At 62.7% G+C, this 15,977-nt stretch carries 17 protein-coding genes, 1 tRNA gene and 3 pseudogenes; 13 read left to right on the top strand and 8 right to left on the bottom strand.

The annotated features are described in order from the left end of the window. Positions 1-13: 13 nt before the first annotated feature. The 3 genes and pseudogenes from ACQPXH_RS15710 to ACQPXH_RS15700 all read left to right on the top strand — a co-directional run. Positions 14-271, top strand: coding sequence for a transposase (locus tag ACQPXH_RS15710; protein WP_433603473.1), 258 nt, complete (start codon positions 14-16; stop codon positions 269-271). A gap of 174 nt (positions 272-445) precedes the next feature. Continuing rightward, positions 446-529, top strand: a pseudogene (locus tag ACQPXH_RS15705) (IS3 family transposase); the annotation flags it as partial. 73 nt (positions 530-602) lie between these two features. Then, positions 603-1,105, top strand: a pseudogene (locus ACQPXH_RS15700) (IS3 family transposase); the annotation flags it as partial. A gap of 78 nt (positions 1,106-1,183) precedes the next feature. On the opposite strand, the pseudogene ACQPXH_RS15695 reads toward ACQPXH_RS15700, so the two are convergent. Continuing rightward, positions 1,184-2,007 (bottom strand): annotated as a pseudogene (locus ACQPXH_RS15695) (IS3 family transposase); the annotation flags it as partial. 416 nt (positions 2,008-2,423) lie between these two features. Between ACQPXH_RS15695 and ACQPXH_RS15690 the strand changes: the two are divergent. From ACQPXH_RS15690 to ACQPXH_RS15670, 5 genes are all read left to right on the top strand, one after another. Next, positions 2,424-2,873 carry a hypothetical protein gene (locus ACQPXH_RS15690; protein WP_433603063.1) on the top strand — a complete coding sequence of 150 codons (450 nt, stop codon included), beginning with the start codon at positions 2,424-2,426 and terminating at the stop codon, positions 2,871-2,873. Beyond that, the gene (locus ACQPXH_RS15685) at positions 2,852-3,085 is read left to right on the top strand and encodes a hypothetical protein (RefSeq protein WP_433603062.1); all 234 of its coding nucleotides are present in this window, start codon (positions 2,852-2,854) and stop codon (positions 3,083-3,085) included. The genes ACQPXH_RS15690 and ACQPXH_RS15685 overlap by 22 nt, the downstream gene beginning before the upstream one ends. Positions 3,086-3,127: 42 nt before the next feature. Then, positions 3,128-4,216 (top strand): IS630 family transposase, encoded by a 1,089-nt coding sequence (locus ACQPXH_RS15680; RefSeq protein ID WP_433603061.1) that lies wholly within the window; start codon positions 3,128-3,130, stop codon positions 4,214-4,216. A gap of 196 nt (positions 4,217-4,412) precedes the next feature. After that, complete coding sequence (locus ACQPXH_RS15675) at positions 4,413-4,664, top strand: hypothetical protein (RefSeq protein WP_433603060.1); 252 nt, start codon at positions 4,413-4,415, stop codon at positions 4,662-4,664. Continuing rightward, a complete protein-coding gene (locus ACQPXH_RS15670; RefSeq protein ID WP_433603059.1) occupies positions 4,661-5,158 on the top strand; it encodes a hypothetical protein in 498 nt (165 codons plus the stop codon). The genes ACQPXH_RS15675 and ACQPXH_RS15670 overlap by 4 nt, the downstream gene beginning before the upstream one ends. Before the next feature lie 121 nt (positions 5,159-5,279). Here the strand turns inward: ACQPXH_RS15670 and ACQPXH_RS15665 are convergent, their stop codons facing one another. Next, positions 5,280-5,570 (bottom strand): hypothetical protein, encoded by a 291-nt coding sequence (locus ACQPXH_RS15665; protein ID WP_433603058.1) that lies wholly within the window; start codon positions 5,568-5,570, stop codon positions 5,280-5,282. Positions 5,571-6,065: 495 nt separating this feature from the next. Here ACQPXH_RS15665 and ACQPXH_RS15660 point away from each other — a divergent pair, with 495 nt between their 5' ends. Both ACQPXH_RS15660 and ACQPXH_RS15655 read left to right on the top strand, forming a co-directional pair. Further along, a complete protein-coding gene (locus ACQPXH_RS15660) occupies positions 6,066-6,890 on the top strand; it encodes a transposase family protein (protein ID WP_433603057.1) in 825 nt (274 codons plus the stop codon). 218 nt (positions 6,891-7,108) lie between these two features. Further along, positions 7,109-7,465: a hypothetical protein gene (locus tag ACQPXH_RS15655; RefSeq protein ID WP_433603056.1), complete on the top strand. Its 357-nt coding sequence runs from the start codon at positions 7,109-7,111 to the stop codon at positions 7,463-7,465. 356 nt (positions 7,466-7,821) lie between these two features. Here the strand turns inward: ACQPXH_RS15655 and ACQPXH_RS15650 are convergent, their stop codons facing one another. The 3 genes from ACQPXH_RS15650 to ACQPXH_RS15640 form a co-directional block, all read right to left on the bottom strand. Further along, a complete protein-coding gene (locus ACQPXH_RS15650; RefSeq protein ID WP_433603055.1) occupies positions 7,822-8,544 on the bottom strand; it encodes a transposase in 723 nt (240 codons plus the stop codon). Positions 8,545-8,691: 147 nt separating this feature from the next. Beyond that, positions 8,692-9,060: a hypothetical protein gene (locus tag ACQPXH_RS15645; RefSeq protein WP_433603054.1), complete on the bottom strand. Its 369-nt coding sequence runs from the start codon at positions 9,058-9,060 to the stop codon at positions 8,692-8,694. A 528-nt stretch (positions 9,061-9,588) separates the two neighbouring features. Then, positions 9,589-9,673 (bottom strand) — tRNA-Leu (locus ACQPXH_RS15640). 154 nt (positions 9,674-9,827) lie between these two features. Here ACQPXH_RS15640 and ACQPXH_RS15635 point away from each other — a divergent pair. Continuing rightward, positions 9,828-10,184, top strand: a complete 357-nt coding sequence (locus ACQPXH_RS15635; RefSeq protein WP_433603053.1) for a winged helix-turn-helix transcriptional regulator — start codon at positions 9,828-9,830, stop codon at positions 10,182-10,184. 4 nt (positions 10,185-10,188) lie between these two features. Here the strand turns inward: ACQPXH_RS15635 and ACQPXH_RS15630 are convergent, their stop codons facing one another. After that, entirely contained in the window at positions 10,189-11,064 is an 876-nt protein-coding gene (locus tag ACQPXH_RS15630) for a lysophospholipid acyltransferase family protein (protein WP_433603052.1), read from the bottom strand. A 171-nt stretch (positions 11,065-11,235) separates the two neighbouring features. Here ACQPXH_RS15630 and ACQPXH_RS15625 point away from each other — a divergent pair, with 171 nt between their 5' ends. Further along, complete coding sequence (locus ACQPXH_RS15625; protein ID WP_433603051.1) at positions 11,236-12,597, top strand: M20/M25/M40 family metallo-hydrolase; 1,362 nt, start codon at positions 11,236-11,238, stop codon at positions 12,595-12,597. Between the two features lie 18 nt (positions 12,598-12,615). After that, entirely contained in the window at positions 12,616-13,152 is a 537-nt protein-coding gene (locus tag ACQPXH_RS15620) for a YbhB/YbcL family Raf kinase inhibitor-like protein (RefSeq protein ID WP_433603050.1), read from the top strand. 54 nt (positions 13,153-13,206) lie between these two features. On the opposite strand, the gene ACQPXH_RS15615 is transcribed toward ACQPXH_RS15620, so the two are convergent. Together ACQPXH_RS15615 and ACQPXH_RS15610 are read right to left on the bottom strand one after the other, a co-directional pair. After that, the gene (locus tag ACQPXH_RS15615; protein WP_433603049.1) at positions 13,207-15,039 is read right to left on the bottom strand and encodes an AMP-dependent synthetase/ligase; all 1,833 of its coding nucleotides are present in this window, start codon (positions 15,037-15,039) and stop codon (positions 13,207-13,209) included. 184 nt (positions 15,040-15,223) lie between these two features. After that, a complete protein-coding gene (locus tag ACQPXH_RS15610; RefSeq protein WP_433603048.1) occupies positions 15,224-15,940 on the bottom strand; it encodes a GTP cyclohydrolase II in 717 nt (238 codons plus the stop codon). Positions 15,941-15,977 lie beyond the last annotated feature (37 nt).

Raw genomic sequence — 15,977 nt, 5'->3', positions numbered from 1 at the left:
AGGCGGTGGCTTCATCGTCGAGGAGGGGCGGCCGGTGGTCGAGGTGGCACGCAATATCGGTGTGCATGAGATGACGTTGAGGAAATGGGTGAATAGGGCCAAAGAATCCGGTGGTGCCGGTGACTCGGGTGAGAAGTCGTTGACCGACTCGGAGCGGGCCGAGTTGGAGCGGTTGCGTGCGGAGAACGCGGAGTTGAAGATGCGGGTCGCGTTTGCAAGAAAATTGCCTGGTTCGCGAAAGACCAGCGGTGAAATTCGCCGCGATTGCTGACTGGGCCGCTTCGGGTGAGTTCGATGTGACTTTCATGTGCCGGGAGTTGGAGGTGTCCCGGTCAGGGTATTACGCGTGGCGCAGGCGCGGTCCCAGCGACCGCGATATCAGTGACGCCGGGCTTGTCCAGGCGTCCACGACAAGTTGCGCGGGGGACCCCGGCGTGCGGCGGGGGTGCACGCCGGGCTGCGCGTGGCTGGTCATCGGATCTCACGCAAGCGGGTGTGGCGGCTGATGCGGGCGGCCGGGTTGCGTGGCCGTCATCCGAAATTGTTTCGGCGCACAACGATTCGTGGTTCGAAACCGGTCGACGCGCCGGATCTGCTGGGCCGCGGCGAATCAGCGCTGGTGCGGCGACATCACCTACGTGAAAACATGGGCCGGGTGGGCGTATCTACCTGTGCGCGGTCAAGGACCTGTGGTCCAACCGCATCGTCGGCTACAGCATCGATGAGCGTATGACCGCCTCGCTGGCGTGCGCGGCGCTAGGCAACGCCATCGCCCTGCGCTCACCGGCCGACACCATCGTCCATTCCGACCGCGGCAGCCAATTCCGATCACGGAAGTTCTGCAAAATGTTGTCCCACAACCGATTACAAGGCTCCATGGGCCGTGTTGGGGCATGTGGCGATAACGCGGCCATGGAATCGTGGTTCGCGCTGCTGCAACGCAACGTTCTCGACCGGAAAACGCTGGGCCACAAGAGAAGAATTACGGCTGGCGATCGTCACCTGGATCGAACACACCTACCACCGTCGCCGCCGTCAACGAGGCCTCGCACGCTTGACCCCGGTCGAGTATGAGACCCTCAACAAGGCCCCACTCGCGGCCTGAAAACACCACAACCCGCGAGTCAACCAATCTCGGGGCAGTCCCCCCAACTGAATCCCCCCGGGTTTCGTGCACACCCGGTTATCTGTCCGCAGCCAGTTGCTGGGGCAGGTTTGCATAGTAGTCGGTCTCGTACTCGACCGGTGGTTTGCGGCCGAGCCGGTGCATCAGACGGGACTGGTTGAACCACGCCACCCAGTCGGAGGTGACCGCCTCGACATCGGCCAGACGCCGCAGCGGGCCGGTCCGGAACGGCGAGTCGTCCCGCACGGCTTCGGTCTTGTAGAGACAATTGTGGTCTCTGCCAATGCATTATCGAAGGCATCGCCCACGGACCCGACCGACGGCCGCAACCCGGACAGCGTCAGCGTCTCCCCGAAGTGGATCGGCGTGTACTGAGATCCGGCATCCGAATGATGAATCGTGTTGCCGTTCATCGGTTTTCCCTCACGGGTCCGTAGTGCGACGGCTTGCCGGATCGCTGATTCGACGAACGCGGTTTCCTTGCTCGCCGAGCATTCCCAGCCCACGATCCGCCCGGCGTAAGCATCGATACAGAACGCCGTGTATACCCACGAGCCGCCCGCGAGCCGCACATAGGTGAAATCGGCGACGACCAGCAGGTTCGGGGCGGGCACGGTGAACTGGCGGTCCACCAGGTCCGGCGCCCGCGCCGCCGCCGGATCCGGTTCGGTGGTGCGGATCTTCTTGCGCCGGACCACACCCCGCCATCCGTTGGCGCGCATCAGCCCCTCGATCGTGGACCGGGCCACCGGGATGCCGTCGCGTTGCAGGTGTGCCCACATCTTCTCGGCCCCGTACAGGCACTCCGGCTTACGTTTACCGCTCTTGTCGGGTTCGTAGTAGCCGGCCAGGATCTCGGTGACCGTGGTGTCCCACCTCGCCCAACCACACCCTCGACCACAACTCCCCGCCCCCAACCCACGACCGCTTCTACCTCAACCACTATCCCGCCATCCCAGGTGAAGGCCAGCCCGTTCACGTCCCTCCCTCGCCTGGACCCCGATCTACCCACTGATCCTGGCCAGAGACCCGTATCGCAGACCCGGTTGAAGGCCCCAGGAGCCGAAGGCGAACGCCCAACTGTGCATATAGAAGCGATCGGCCAGGTAGAACGATCCTCGGTTCGTGCGCCGATCGGCAGCGGGAATCAGGAGCTGTCCGCCGACCAAGAAACATACTCGATGACGAGGCGCAGACACGGTGGGCCAGCGCCGCGTACGAAGATTTTCAAGTGCCCCAAAACCAGTCATTCGGGGTATCGCGAGCCGCCGGGCTTGAATCTACTGGGGGCCTCGCCGTGGACTCTGTGCCGACTCGGACCGGTTCGCGTCGCTCCACCCCACGCGATATCAGTGCGATCAGTCGACACAGCAGCGGTTACTTCCGTGCCAGCGGTAGGCATGGATTCTCCGAAGACGAAATCACCGCAGTCAAGAAACACGTCTTCGAGACCGAGCATCCAATTCTCGACTACGAGACCAATGAGATACTCTTACAACGGTTCGATGCCAACGCTGATATGGCCGAGGCGTGGATCAGGCTCCGCTCCGGGCGAGCGCTATCCGAGGACTACCTGCTCCTCGAGCACGAGTTGGCGGAACTTATCTATATGAGCGAAATTCCTGGCGTAACATACCAGCAAGCGCACAGATTTATACAAGAAAAATTTAACTGGGATAAAGTACGCCCTTCATCGCGGGGTGAAGACTTCGAAAGCGATGGTAAATGGCAATTCTGCTGTATGTGAGGAAGAACTCGGAATCCAAAATGGTTGTCGTCTATGAATTCGGAGACGACTATGAAAACTTCGCCAGAAAGCTAACTATCGACAAATCATCCCAACAGCCACGGCCTGACGACGAAATTTACGACGCCCAGTTCTATGATGCGGCGAGAAAAGTACTCGGCCTCAAACAAGAAAGAGGGGAGTGGCCAGACCGCGGAATGATCGCAAGCTAGTGTCCCGTGATTCTGTTTTGTTGACATAGGTAGTTTGTATAGGTGGAATTGACCGCGGCGCAGCTCGAGGAGCTGCGGGATCTGACGTACTGTCCGGATGTGCCGGCCACTGTGGGTGGTCGGGCGCGGATCGTGTTGTGGTATGCGGAGAAACGGCCGAAGGTCGAGATCGCGGCGATGGCGGGGGTGTCGCGGCCGACGGTGGATGTGTGGCTGGCCCGCTATGCCGCCGATGGCATTGCCGGGTTGCTGGAACGCAAGCGCGGCGCGGGCCGCGAGCAGGTGCCGGGCCGGATTCGAGCGCGGATCCTGGCCGCGACGCGATCGGCGCCACCGGAGGGGTTGTCGCACTGGTCGTCTCGGGAGATGGTGAAGTTCATCGCCCGGACCGAAAAGGTGACGGTGTCGCATCATTACGTGGCGACGCTGTGGCGCGAGGTGGGGTTGAAACCGCAGCGTCAGGGCACGTTCAAGCTGTCTCGCGATCCGGAGTTCGCCGACAAGGTCGGCGATATCGTCGGGCTCTACCTGGACCCACCGGGTGGTGCAGTGGTGCTCTCGGTCGACGAGAAGACCCAGATCCAGGCCTTGGATCGGACCCAGCCACTGTTGCCGATCGATTTCGGGATGACCGAGAAGCGTACGCACGACTACGTTCGGCACGGGACCACGAACCTGTTCGCGGCGCTGAATGTCGGTACCGGCGAGGTGTTCGGCGACTGCCGGCCCACCCGCGACGGCGCGCAGTTCCTCGCCTTCTTGAAGCGGGCGGTGAAACCGCACGCGGGCAAGGAGATCCACGTCGTGCTGGACAACCTGTCCACTCACGCAACGCCCGAGGTGCAGGCATGGCTGGCCGACAACCCGTGTGTCAGTTTCCATTTCACCCCGAAGGGCTCGTCGTGGATGAACATGGTCGAAACCTGGTTCGGCCTGATCACCCGTCAATCGATCCGCCGCGGCACCTTCACCTCGGTGAAGGTCCTGATCACCCGGATCCGCGACTACATCACCCACTGGAACGCCACCGCGAAACCGTTCGAATGGACCGCCACCGCCGACGAGATCCTGGCCAAGGTCGCTCTCACCCAGACCAACATCCGCAAACTCGTCGACAACAACGCTAAGTAAACAAAACAGAATCACGGGACACTAGGGCCTGCGCAAATCCCAAGGGAGATAACTAAAATGGCTCTGCCTTCCAGCAAGTACATTGGCGCCGGCGCCCCGAATATCGCTGTTACCGGCGGTGTTCTGGTGGCGCCGTTGGCTACCGCGTTGCCGACCGGTGTGGCCGGGCCTATCGATCTGATACAGGTACGGAACAATGAGTAAAAAGATCGCCGGTAAAATATTCTCCACTCCACAGGAGGCTGGAGTCGAGCCACCCACTCCAGAGGAGCTTGAAAAATACAAAGAGAAATTCAAAGAGGCACGGAAAAGGCTGCGTGCAGCCTCGCCCGATCCGGGTATTATTGCGGGAGATAAATTCTACGACGATGTTCCTGGAACAGAATTCGATCCACGTAGTGGGAAATCCGGCAGTCTGTGGGTTTTTCGGGCAGCGGGTGGATCATGACTATTGAGGCATTGAAGGCGGAGCGGTCACGCGTCTTCTCGAAGCCAATGAATGCACCTCAGGGGATGCTGCTCGGGCGGTTCAAGGTGAGCGTAGACGGAGACGCTGATGATTATGCGCGGCGGTTACGCGCAGTGATGCACGCAGCATTGGAGATTTCAGCCGATCCTGAATTCGACAATATGGAGGAGTTGCCTACCAGTGGAATTCCAGGCTGGTTTGTTGGCGTGACTGGAGGGGCGGGATCACCCATAGAATCCACTGTGCGCGGGGCTCGGCAATATACGAAAGACCGTGACGAATCAACGTGGAATCTTCAGGAGTGGCTCTTCACGTTTGATCCACAGAATAAAGTTGGTTTTGGTGGGACATTACCTATTTGGGTGGTGACATCGTCAACATTTGGGTCGACACTCATTCGGAACCTTGCGTTGGTAACGAGCAATTATACTGGCTGGCCTATGCTTGTGGTGCTCATTCGGTCGGTAATATGACCTTGGAGTCGGCTGAAGTGTGCGAATCGGAACCATCGATTGGTATTTGATCCGAGTGAGGCTAGTGTACGCGATTATAATAAAGAAATTATCCGGGCGCTGAAATCGACAGGAGTAGACGTTAAATGACCAATATCCAACCGCTTGCCGTGATGGCACGACTGCGTGCGGTCACCTGGAACGATCTGGATGGCGCGCTTAGCCAGCGGGCATGTCGCATCATCTCGGTCGTTTCGTAATCAAGAAGATCGGACGTGAGAAACCGCTCGGTCAGGAAGCGCCACAGATGCGTTCCTGTTATGCCGGAGAGAGCCACAAAATGTCCGAAGAAGTTGGTGCGCTCGGAAAGACGTTCCAACTCGAGGATGAGAGCCGACCATTGCGTGGCGTCGATATACCAGAGGACACCCATATCTGTCTCGTCTTCACTGGGATGGTTCGCGTAGGGGAAGCAAGGGTATCCTCTCCGCAGTGCCTGCCAAGCGAGGATTCTGAGTCGCAGAGTAATCCGACGTGCGCGTAGCCCATATGCGGGCCTCTGATCGGGATTCGACCCCAACTGTCGGGTCGAACTTATGAATATTCCATGGTGGAGCGAGTTCGGAGACATCAGGGACGAATCTGATCTCGATGTGTGCGTTGAGAACAACCATATACCCGCCGGACAGGAGTTCGGGATCATCCGACGCGATTGCCCACTGCAATGGTTGCACGTAGATCAGAAAGTCGCGAAGATTCGGCACTTTCATTATGGTGTTCCTCCCAGTGCGCGGCCCGATTTTTCGTACATGTACATGGAGGCTTATTCAGCGGCCTGAGCGCGGCCTTCGACCGTGCTCGCCGGTCGGCGACTGAAGAAGAGATTCGCAACGTTCGGGCTATCGCTCTGGTTGTGTCGGAACAGGGCGTGTCGTTGTCGAAGCAGCGGCCCTGCGCACCGCAAAATCGTTCTGCTACAAAGTTTTCCGCAGACGAGTGCCGCCGCGCATGTACCATACCACCGGTTTCACCGCCGACGAGATCACCGATCTGGTGGCCGACATCCACCAGGAATGCAACGGGCAACCGAGCTGGCAGCCTGGGCCTGCGCCGCTGCGTGTGCGTGACCTTGGCCTACCTGCGCCGCAACCGAGTCCAGCAGGAACTGGCCGAAGCGTTCGGCACCTCGCAGCCCACCGTCAGCCGCGCGATCGGCGCGCTCACGTCGCTGATCGCCGCCGCGCTCGCGCAATGGATCCCGGTCGCCGACGAGATCGACCCGGCTGGCAGCTACGTGCTCGACGGCACCCTACTGCCGTGCTGGACCTGCGCCGAGCACCGGGAACTGTTCTCCGGCAAGCACAAGACCACAGGAGCGAACGTGCAGGCCCTCTGCGATCTCGAGGGCAACCCGATCTGGATCTCCGACCCTGTCCCCGGCCGCGACCACGACATGGCCGCACTGGCCGCCTCCGGGCTGCTCGACGGGCTGGACCCGTCGAAACTGCTGGCGGACAAGGGATATCAAGGCTGCGGGATGATCACACCGGTCAAGAAACCGAAAGGCCGTGACCTGCACGAATCAGACCAGAGCTACAACACCGACGTCAACCGGCTGCGCGCGGTCGTCGAACGAGTCATCGCCAACCTCAATACCTGGCGCATCCTCCACACCGACTACCGCCGCCCCCTGGCAACCTTCGAGGAAACCATCACCGCCACCATCGGACTGTTCTTCTACCGACTCCAGTGAATAAGCCGCCAAGTATTGGTGGTGACGGAAGCTGGACTTGGCGAGGACCGAAGGGAATAAAATAGTCGAGGTGGTGATAGATTCGAACAATGGCATCACGACAAGAGTGCTTGGCGAATATAGAAAGCAGAACTGAATTGAGTGACGAGTCCCGGTTCGCCGATATATGCAGACGCTTCGCGGGGCGGCTACCGGATCATATACTCGAGATGGCTCTGATGTATTACTCTGCCAGTGAGATATACATGGCCGAAGAATGTTTGGTTCTGAACATGGATTCAGATCATATCGGCTTCACCGATGAGGAATTGCGCCTGTTGAGAGCCATGGTCGATGAGTCGCTCGTCAGGGATCTCGAAATCGTTCCGGCTCCGTCTGTTCCTGCTCTGAAGTATGGTTTTTCGCCGGACGCCCCGCGAGGAGCGATTTCTGTAGTAGAGGCCGATCACGTATTGGCTCAGCTTGGATCGCAGTTTGGGCCGCGTAGGATCTTGCGGACTTGGCGTGAACCGGTAGGGGATGCTCCGGATCGGCAGCACCTGGATATACATCGTGGAACTACCTGGCGGGCGTGACGAGATCCGGGCTTTTTCGACGCTTAGTTCGCGGCTCTCGGATCTGCATCCGCCTGGATGGCCGATCGAGGTGATCGCAGAAGGTGCACAGAAGCATCCATATTTGACCGCGGCATATTCGAGTACCGTCGAAGTGTGGCACGAGTGACGTGAGTTGAAGGGCTCCTGGCACGAGAATGTCGTATCGGCATGGAAGACCTTTTCTGAGCCCGGATCCACCGAGGGCATTGTGAGTGGTCCGCGCGCTTTCCGCGTGTGGGCCACAATGGTTTCGGGCGTGTGGTGACCGCTGTCTGCCCAGCTTTTCCACTGTTGTTCCTGGTTGGGGCCCTGGTTCGGGCGAGGTGGCCGGGGGATCAGGCAGCGGGTGGGGCGTGAATGGTGTCGGACAGGGTGTGCCAAGCGTGCTCGGCGTGCCAGTGGTGTGGGAGATGCCAAATCTGTTGGCGGCCAGAGGATGCCAGCCGCGCTTGGACTTCGATGAGGTCGGCGCGGATCGTGCCGGTGGTGGCCCTGGCATGAAATCGTGAGGCGATCGCGCCGGCGGCGCGGGTGAGGTTGTAGGTCAGACACGCCGGCAACAGCCAGGCCGCGTTGGCATTGAAGTTGCCTGATGGCAGATGCGCCAGCGCTGAGCCCTTCAAGTCGGCGATGACCTGCTCGATGATCGCGTGCTGGCGGTGGGCCTTCTCCGCCTCGATCAAGGTCAGCGGCGAGTCGGTGAACACGGCGTGGAACCGGTAGGTCGTGAACAGCTCGCCCTGGCCCTGCCGGTGACCGGTGCCCAAACGCCTGACCCGTCGCACGATCAACGTCGCGGTGACCTGGCGGCGCTTGGGTTTGCTGACGAACGCGGTATAGGCGACCCGCGCGATCTCGACGTCGGAGATCGCGCACTGACCGTCTTCGTCCCACACCGCTTGCGGGTATCGGATTGCCGTCCACGCGGATTCGTCGGTGCCGCTGATCGCGGCCCGGATCGACGGATTCATCCGCACGGTCACCGAGAAATGCGTCCGCGATGCCCGTGCGGCAGCGACGACTTCCTCGCCGTAGAACGCGGAACCCGCCCGCACCACCAGCAATCCGGTCGCGCCGGTCGCGCCGGTCGGTCTTGATCGCCTCGGCCACGAAACTCGCCGCACCACGCGCGGAGTTGGTGGCACCACGGCGTAGTCGTGCCGCGACGATCACCGGCCGCGCCAACGGTATACTGACACAGGCGATCAACGCGTGGCCCTTGACTTTGAATACCCGATCCCAGCGCCCTGTTCGGCATAGCCGTAGGTGCGGCGGATTGTGTCATCGATGTCGACGTAGGCGATCTGATCGGCCCCTGGCGGCAGCGGCTCGCGGATGGAGTCGGTCACATCCGGGTGGTCCTCGAGCCGGAAGGTCTTTCGCACGTTCTCATCGATCTCGAGGTCGGCGGGATTCGCGGTCGGCCCTTTGCACAACTCGTCGGGGGAACCGCGGAACTCGGCAGCAACGTCGGTGTCGGTGTGCGGGTCGATGGCGACGTCGTGCGCGGTGTCGATCACGGCGTCTTCGCCGATATCGGTGTCGGTGGTGGGAGTGTCGGTGTCGGTGGGCATCGAGAAATTGCTCCTATCGTGAAAGAGGCAGGGACCGGCCAGCTTTGGACTGGCCGGTCCCTGCCTCGGGGACGGGATATTTCGATGGGCGGAGGTGGGGCGGTGCATGGGCGGGCAGGGATAGATGCCCATGTTTGGTGACCCCGCGGCGGCCGTAGCCGGGCCGGGCGATCACAATCAGCCCCGCGGCGATCCGCCAGGACAGCAGGTCACCGGGCTGCCGATCCAGTGCTCGCAGAACGGCTTTGTCTACCACGCGCCCGTTGGTTGACCGGGCGCACGCTGTACACCGCAGTGCGTGCTGGTGGTTGCTCGATGGTCGCCATCGGCAGACCGGCACCGATTCCGCAGCCATCGCCACCGGTGAGCCCGATGGAGGAGAAGGACGGGATCAGCGGAGATACTGTGTCATCGGTCACATCGACCACCGTTGAACGGAGCAAACCCGCAGGTGGGGGTGTACGGCCGGGACAGAGTGTCCAGGCGATGCCCGGACCCGATTTTGGGGGCATAAATGCCACAATTTTGTGTCCGGAGGGGGACTTGAACCCCCACGCCCGATAAAGGGCACTAGCACCTCAAGCTAGCGCGTCTGCCATTCCGCCACCCGGACCGGTGTGCTCAGCAAGGCTATCGGATGTGGCGGCGTTGACCAAATCGCGGGTTTAGCTGGTGATTCTCGGTGTTGCGCGGTCGTCTTGCCCGAGCTGGCGGCGAGTACCTACTATTCGAGTCAGTACTTACCGATACGCATGGGGCAGGTAGCGATGGGCGCCAAGAGATCCGGACCGTATTTCTGCGGCATCGATGCGGCGATGGATGTGGTGGGCGGGAAGTGGAAGGTGCTGATCCTGTGGGAGTTGGCGAATCACGGTGTGCGCCGCTTCGGTGAACTGCGCAAGGGTCTGCCCGGTGTCTCGGAGAAGATGCTGATCCAGCAGCTGCGTGAGCTGGAGGAGGACGGCATCGTGGATCGCGAGATCTATGGCGAGGTGCCGCCGAAGGTCGAGTATCGGCTGACCGAATTGGGCATTGCCCTCAATGCGGCGCTGGAGCCGCTGGGCGCGTGGGGCCGCGATCGCATCGACCGGATCGGCGCCGGGCGCGTCCATCTGCCCAGGTGAGGACTCATCCCAGAATCGGCAGCGTCCGTTCCTCGGCCAGCCTCGACAATGCCTCCTGCATGATCCCGGTGACGTACTCGTAGCCGCGATCCACATCCAGCTCGGGCCCCAATATCTCGTGCAGGTCGATCGGCGGCAGGAATTCGACGGTCACTTTCGTGGGCAAGGGAATATGCCCGGCCAGGTCGCTGATGTTCAGTCCCCACGGCAGCGCCAGCGAAATCGGGAACACCTTCAACCGCAGCGTCCGATCCAGGCGTAGCAGCCGGGCGATCCGGTCGCCGCGGGTGAGCATGAGTGCGTTCTGCTGGGCGCCGTAGTTCACGAACGGCACGATCGGCACGTGTTCGTCCCAGGCAAGTCGGAGGAATCCGGTGCGTCCGGCGAAATCGAGCTGGTCCTCCTCCCAGGTCGGGCGGTGTACCTCCCAGTCGCCGCCGGGATACACCAGCACCGCCGCGCCACTGCGCAGCGCGGCCTTGGCGCTGTCGGGATCGGCCGCCACCGTGCCGAAGCGGGACAGGAACGAGCCGAGGAACGGCACGGCCATCACCAGATTGTGGGCGAGTTGGTAGAAGGGGCGTTCGGGTCCGAAATAGTGCGCGAACACGAGAGTGGTCACGAGCGCCTCGGGCGAGACATTGCCGCCGGAGTGGTTGCCGACCAACAGTATCGGCCCAGCTTCGGGTATCTGCTCCATTCCGCGCACGTCGACGCGGAAGTACGCGCGGGCCAGTCGCCAGGACGGTTCGACGGCGCAGGCGATGAAGGCGGGATCCCGGTCGCTCATATCCGCTTTGGGAACCCGCGCTCGCACCTGCCGGGCGACCCAGTCGGTCGCGCCGTCGATCGGCGGCAACGGCAGGTTCGGGAACTTCATGGGCACGGCTTTCCGATCGAGGCTTCGACCGAGACATACCCCGCAATATCGCGACCACACCGCACCCGCGATTGCGATCAGCGTGAATCGACCCGCGATTGCGCACCTCGCGATCATGGCGGGTGCCGCCATGGCACCCTGCGGGCGGTGTCAGGTGGTAGGAAAGGGTACGTGTCTGCAACTGGCGAAGTATCCGGTCCGAACACCACATCTCGTGCCGTGTCCGAAGTGGTCGAATTGGTCAGCACGCTGATCCGGTTCGACACTTCCAACACCGGAGATCTGGCCACCACCAAGGGCGAGCGCGAATGTGCGCAGTGGGTGGCCGATCAGCTGCATCAGGCGGGGTACACGACCGAGTACGTGGAGTCCGGTGCGCCGTGTCGCGGGAATGTGTTCGCGCGGTTGAAGGGAGCCGATTCCAGCCGCGGCGCGCTGCTGATCCACGGACACCTGGATGTGGTGCCCGCCGAGGCCGCGGACTGGAGTGTGCACCCGTTCTCGGGTGCGGTGCGCGACGGCTATGTGTGGGGGCGCGGCGCGATCGATATGAAGGATATGGTCGGCATGATGCTGGCCATCGCGCGCCAGTTCAAGATCGAGGGGACGGTGCCGCCGCGCGATATCGTCTTCGCCTTCCTCGCCGATGAGGAGAACGGCGGCAAGTGGGGTTCACAGTGGCTGGTGCAGAATCGGCCCGACCTGTTCGACGGGATCACCGAGGCGGTGGGGGAGGTCGGCGGCTTCTCGCTGACCGTGCCGCGCCCGGACGGCACCGACCGTCGGTTGTATCTGGTGGAGACGGCCGAGAAGGGGCTCGGCTGGATGCGGTTGCGGGCCAAGGCCCGTGCCGGTCACGGTTCGTTCCTGCACGAGGACAATGCCGTCACGATCCTGGCTGCCGCGGTGGCGCGCCTGGGCAAACACACGTTCCCCCTCGTGCTTTCGGATTCGGTCGCCGAATTCCTGGCCGCGGTCGCCGAGGAGACCGGCTTGGAGTTCGATCCGTCGAGTCCCGATATCGAGGGTCAGCTCGCGAAGTTGGGCACCATCTCCCGCATCATCGGCGCGACCCTGCGCGATACCGCGAATCCGACCATGCTGCAGGCGGGTTACAAGGCGAATGTGATCCCGCAGACCGCCGAGGCGGTCGTCGACTGTCGCGTGGTGCCGGGACGGCAGGCCGCGTTCGAGCGTGAGGTGGACGAGCTGATCGGTCCGGAAGTCGAGCGCGAGTGGATCACCGAACTCGACTCCTACGAAACGACATTCGACGGACATCTCGTCGACGCGATGAACGCCGCCATTCTCGCCCACGACCCGCAGGGCCGGACCGTGCCCTATATGCTCTCCGGCGGTACCGACGCAAAGGCCTTCGCCCGCTTGGGTATTCGCTGCTTCGGTTTCGCACCGCTGCGGCTGCCACCGGAATTGGACTTCACGGCACTGTTCCATGGTGTCGACGAGCGGGTTCCGGTGCAGGCACTCGAATTCGGCACCCGGGTGCTGGAACACTTCCTGTTGAACAGCTGACGATCGAAAGGACCCACCGTGCCCGACTACTCTTACAACCCGTACGACGCGCTGCCCGAGGTGCCGAGCTTCACGGTGACCTCGGAGGATGTCGCCGATGGCGAAAGCTTCGGCAACGATCAGGTCAGCGGCGTATTCGGCGCGGGCGGCAAGGATGTCTCGCCGCAGCTGTCCTGGTCCGGATTCCCCGCGGAGACGAAGAGTTTCGCGGTCACCGTCTACGATCCGGATGCACCGACTGCCGCCGGTTTCTGGCACTGGGCGGTGGCCGACATTCCGGGGAACACCACCTCGCTGCCACGCGGAGCTGGTAGTGAGGGCGGTGTCCTGCCCGAGGGGGCGGTCACATTGCGCAATGACGGCGCGTTCCCGGGATACGTCGGTGCGGCGCCGCCGGCCGGACACGGGTACCACCGCTACTTCATCGTCGTGCACGCGGTGGATGTGGAGCGGTTGGAGATCGACGAGAACGGCACACCCGCCTTCCTCGGCTTCAACCTGTTCTCGCACACCGTGGCCCGCGCCACCATCGTCGCCAAGTACGAGGCCGCCTAGCATCGGCCAGGAAAACGACTGTGGCCCTGAGCTTTTACTCAGGGCCACCGATCGTTACGACACGTTCACCACCGATTCGGGCAGCGGAGTTGTGTACAGCGAGGCGATCTCCTCGGCGTACTTCGCCGCGATCGGGTTGCGCTTGAGCTTCATCGTCGGGGTCAGCTCGTCCCCGCCCGGCTCCCACGGCTTGCCGACCACGGTGAACCGTTTGATCTGCTCGACTCGCGACAGCTTGCGGTTACCCGCGACGACCGCCGCCAGCACCTCGTCCAGGATCTCCTTGCGGGTGGCCAGCGCGGCCAGATCGTCGGCGGGCGCGTCGAATTCCTTGGCCCGGATGGCGGCGGTGTCCGGATCGAGCACGATCAGTGCGGAGATGAACGGTTTGGCCTCCCCGATCGCCACCACCTGACCGACCAGCGAGGAGGCCGCCTTGACCGCGTTCTCGATATTGGTCGGGGAGATGTTCTTGCCCGACTCGTTGATGATCAGTTCTTTCTTGCGATCCACGATGCGCAGATAGCCGTCGGCATCGATGGTGGCGACGTCACCAGTGGCCAGCCAGCCGTCGGCGTCGAGCGCTTCCTTGGTCCTATCGGGCTGTTTGCGGTAGCCCGGGGTGACGATCGCGCCACGCACCAGCAGTTCACCGTCCTCGCCGAGCCGTAGCTCGAGGCCCTCGACGGCCCGGCCGACCGAACCCGGCCGCGGCTTGGCCAGTTCGGTGTAGGTGGCCACGCCGGTGGTTTCCGACATACCCCACACCTCGCTGACGGTGAACCCGAGTCCGAGGAAGTACTCGAGGGTTTCGGCCGGAATCGCGGCTGCGCCTGAAGCGGCGACCTTGAGGTTGTCCAGGCCGAGCGCGGCCCGCAGTTTCGACAGCACCAGCGCGTCGGCGACCTTGTACTGCACGGCGAGCACCGGGCTGCGGCCCTTACCCGCCAGCTCGGCGCGTGCGGCCGCGATGCCGGTATTGATGGCCCAGTGCGCCAGGGCCTTCTTCACCGGGCTCGCTTCGGTGGCCAGCTTGCCGTCGATACCGGCCTTGATCTTCTGCCACACCCGGGGCACACCGAAGAAGACGGTGGGGTGTGCGTCGGGCAGCGCGGCGGCGATCTCGCGCGGATCCGGCACACAGGTGATCAGGATGCCGGTCAGCAGGCTGATGGCATGGCCGGAAATGCGGTCCGCGACGTGCGCGGCGGGCAGATAGGAGATGGCGCGGTCGTCGAAGCCGACGCGCAGTGGGCCGTTGACCAGCGCGATGATCTGGGCCAGCACATTGCGGTGGGTGATCTCCACGCCCTTGGACGGGCCGGTGGTGCCCGAGGTGTAGATCAGCGTGGCCAGGTCGTCGGGGGTGACCGCCTGCCAAGCGGCATCGAAATCGAAGTCGGCGGCCGGATTCGCCTCGAGGTCGGCCAGGCCGACCGTATCGGCGGCCGGGCCGTCCACCACCACGATGTGCTCGAGCTCGACGTCCGCGCCCTTGATCACGTCGAGGAAGGCGCGCTCGGTGATCACCACCTTGTTCCCCGCATTGGTGAACAGATGCTCGATCTGCTCGGGAGAGCTGGTGTTGTAGACCGAGAACGGGGTGGCGCCCAAATGTAGTGCGGCCGTGTCGATCAGATTGAACTCGGGCCGGTTGGTGAGCATGATCCCGACGGTGTCGCCGTGGCCGACGCCCAAGCCGGACAGCCCCGCCGCCAGGGTGCGCACCCGCTCACCGTATTCGCGCCAGCTGATCTCCGTGGTACCGCCGACCGTCCGCAACGCGACCTGATCCGGTCGTAACTTCACGGTCTCCTGGAATGCCTCCGGCACCGTGTACACCGTCTTGCCGGACTCGTGCGCGAAACCGATTTCTGTTGTCGTCATCTTCCCGTTTCCCGATATCTCTGGCGTGAACCGCGCCCGGCGCGACCGCATGGTTTCCACGCGGTTCGAGACCCGCCGCTCCTGATAAATTGCAGGCGACTCTATCTCATCGTGTCACGCGGTGGGATAGCACCGTGTGGCGCAGCTCACTCATGGTAGCCAGACCGGGGTAATCTCGTGCCCGTTACTTGGACGCGGGGAAAGTGCGCCGACGGCGGGCCTGACCCCGCATCGTCCAGAACCGCCAGATGCGGCTCTTGCGTTTGAATACCGGTTGTACATCCGGAGCCCACGGCACGTCGCCGGTGGGGATGAGATGGCCGCGGCGTCGGCGTTTCGCATCCAGATATGCCGCGGCCCGCGCACTGAGCACCGTCGTCAGCAGCGGTTCCATGGTCACGGCCAGACCGGCGGCGCGCAGTTCGGCGACCTTGTCCGGATTGTTGGTGAGTAGGCGCACACGGGTCAGTCCGAGTTCCTGCAGGCTTTTCGCCGCGTGCAGGTAGCTACGACCGTCGGCAGGGAATCCGAGCTGCTCGTAGCTGGTGAAAGTGTCCGCGCCCGACCGCTGACTCTCCCGGTAACCCAGCGCCTTGGCGATCAGCCCGACACCGCGGCCCTCTTGCTCCAGATAGACCAGCACACCGCTGCCCTCAGCCCAGATCAGGTCCAAGGACTTGTCGAGTTCCGGCCCGCAATCGCAATCGTCCGAACCGAGCCCCTCGCCGTATAGACACCGCGAATGCACCCGGACCAGACACCCATCGTCGGCTTCGCCGAAGACGAGCACATGTCCGTACTCGGCGCCGCCGGCCACTTCCATCACACGAACCTGCAGATCCTGCCCCTTGCGGGTGAGCCGATGGGCGGTCTCACCAAGCGTCGGCACAGCTGTGGTCAATGCTCCTCCGAAGACAATGGGATATGGGTTTGCCGCC

The organism is Nocardia sp. CA-135953, from assembly GCF_050955735.1.
Classification (GTDB): Bacteria; Actinomycetota; Actinomycetes; order Mycobacteriales; family Mycobacteriaceae; genus Nocardia.
Note: the sequence above shows the minus strand (reverse complement) of the source record. Positions and strands in the feature narration are given on the sequence as shown.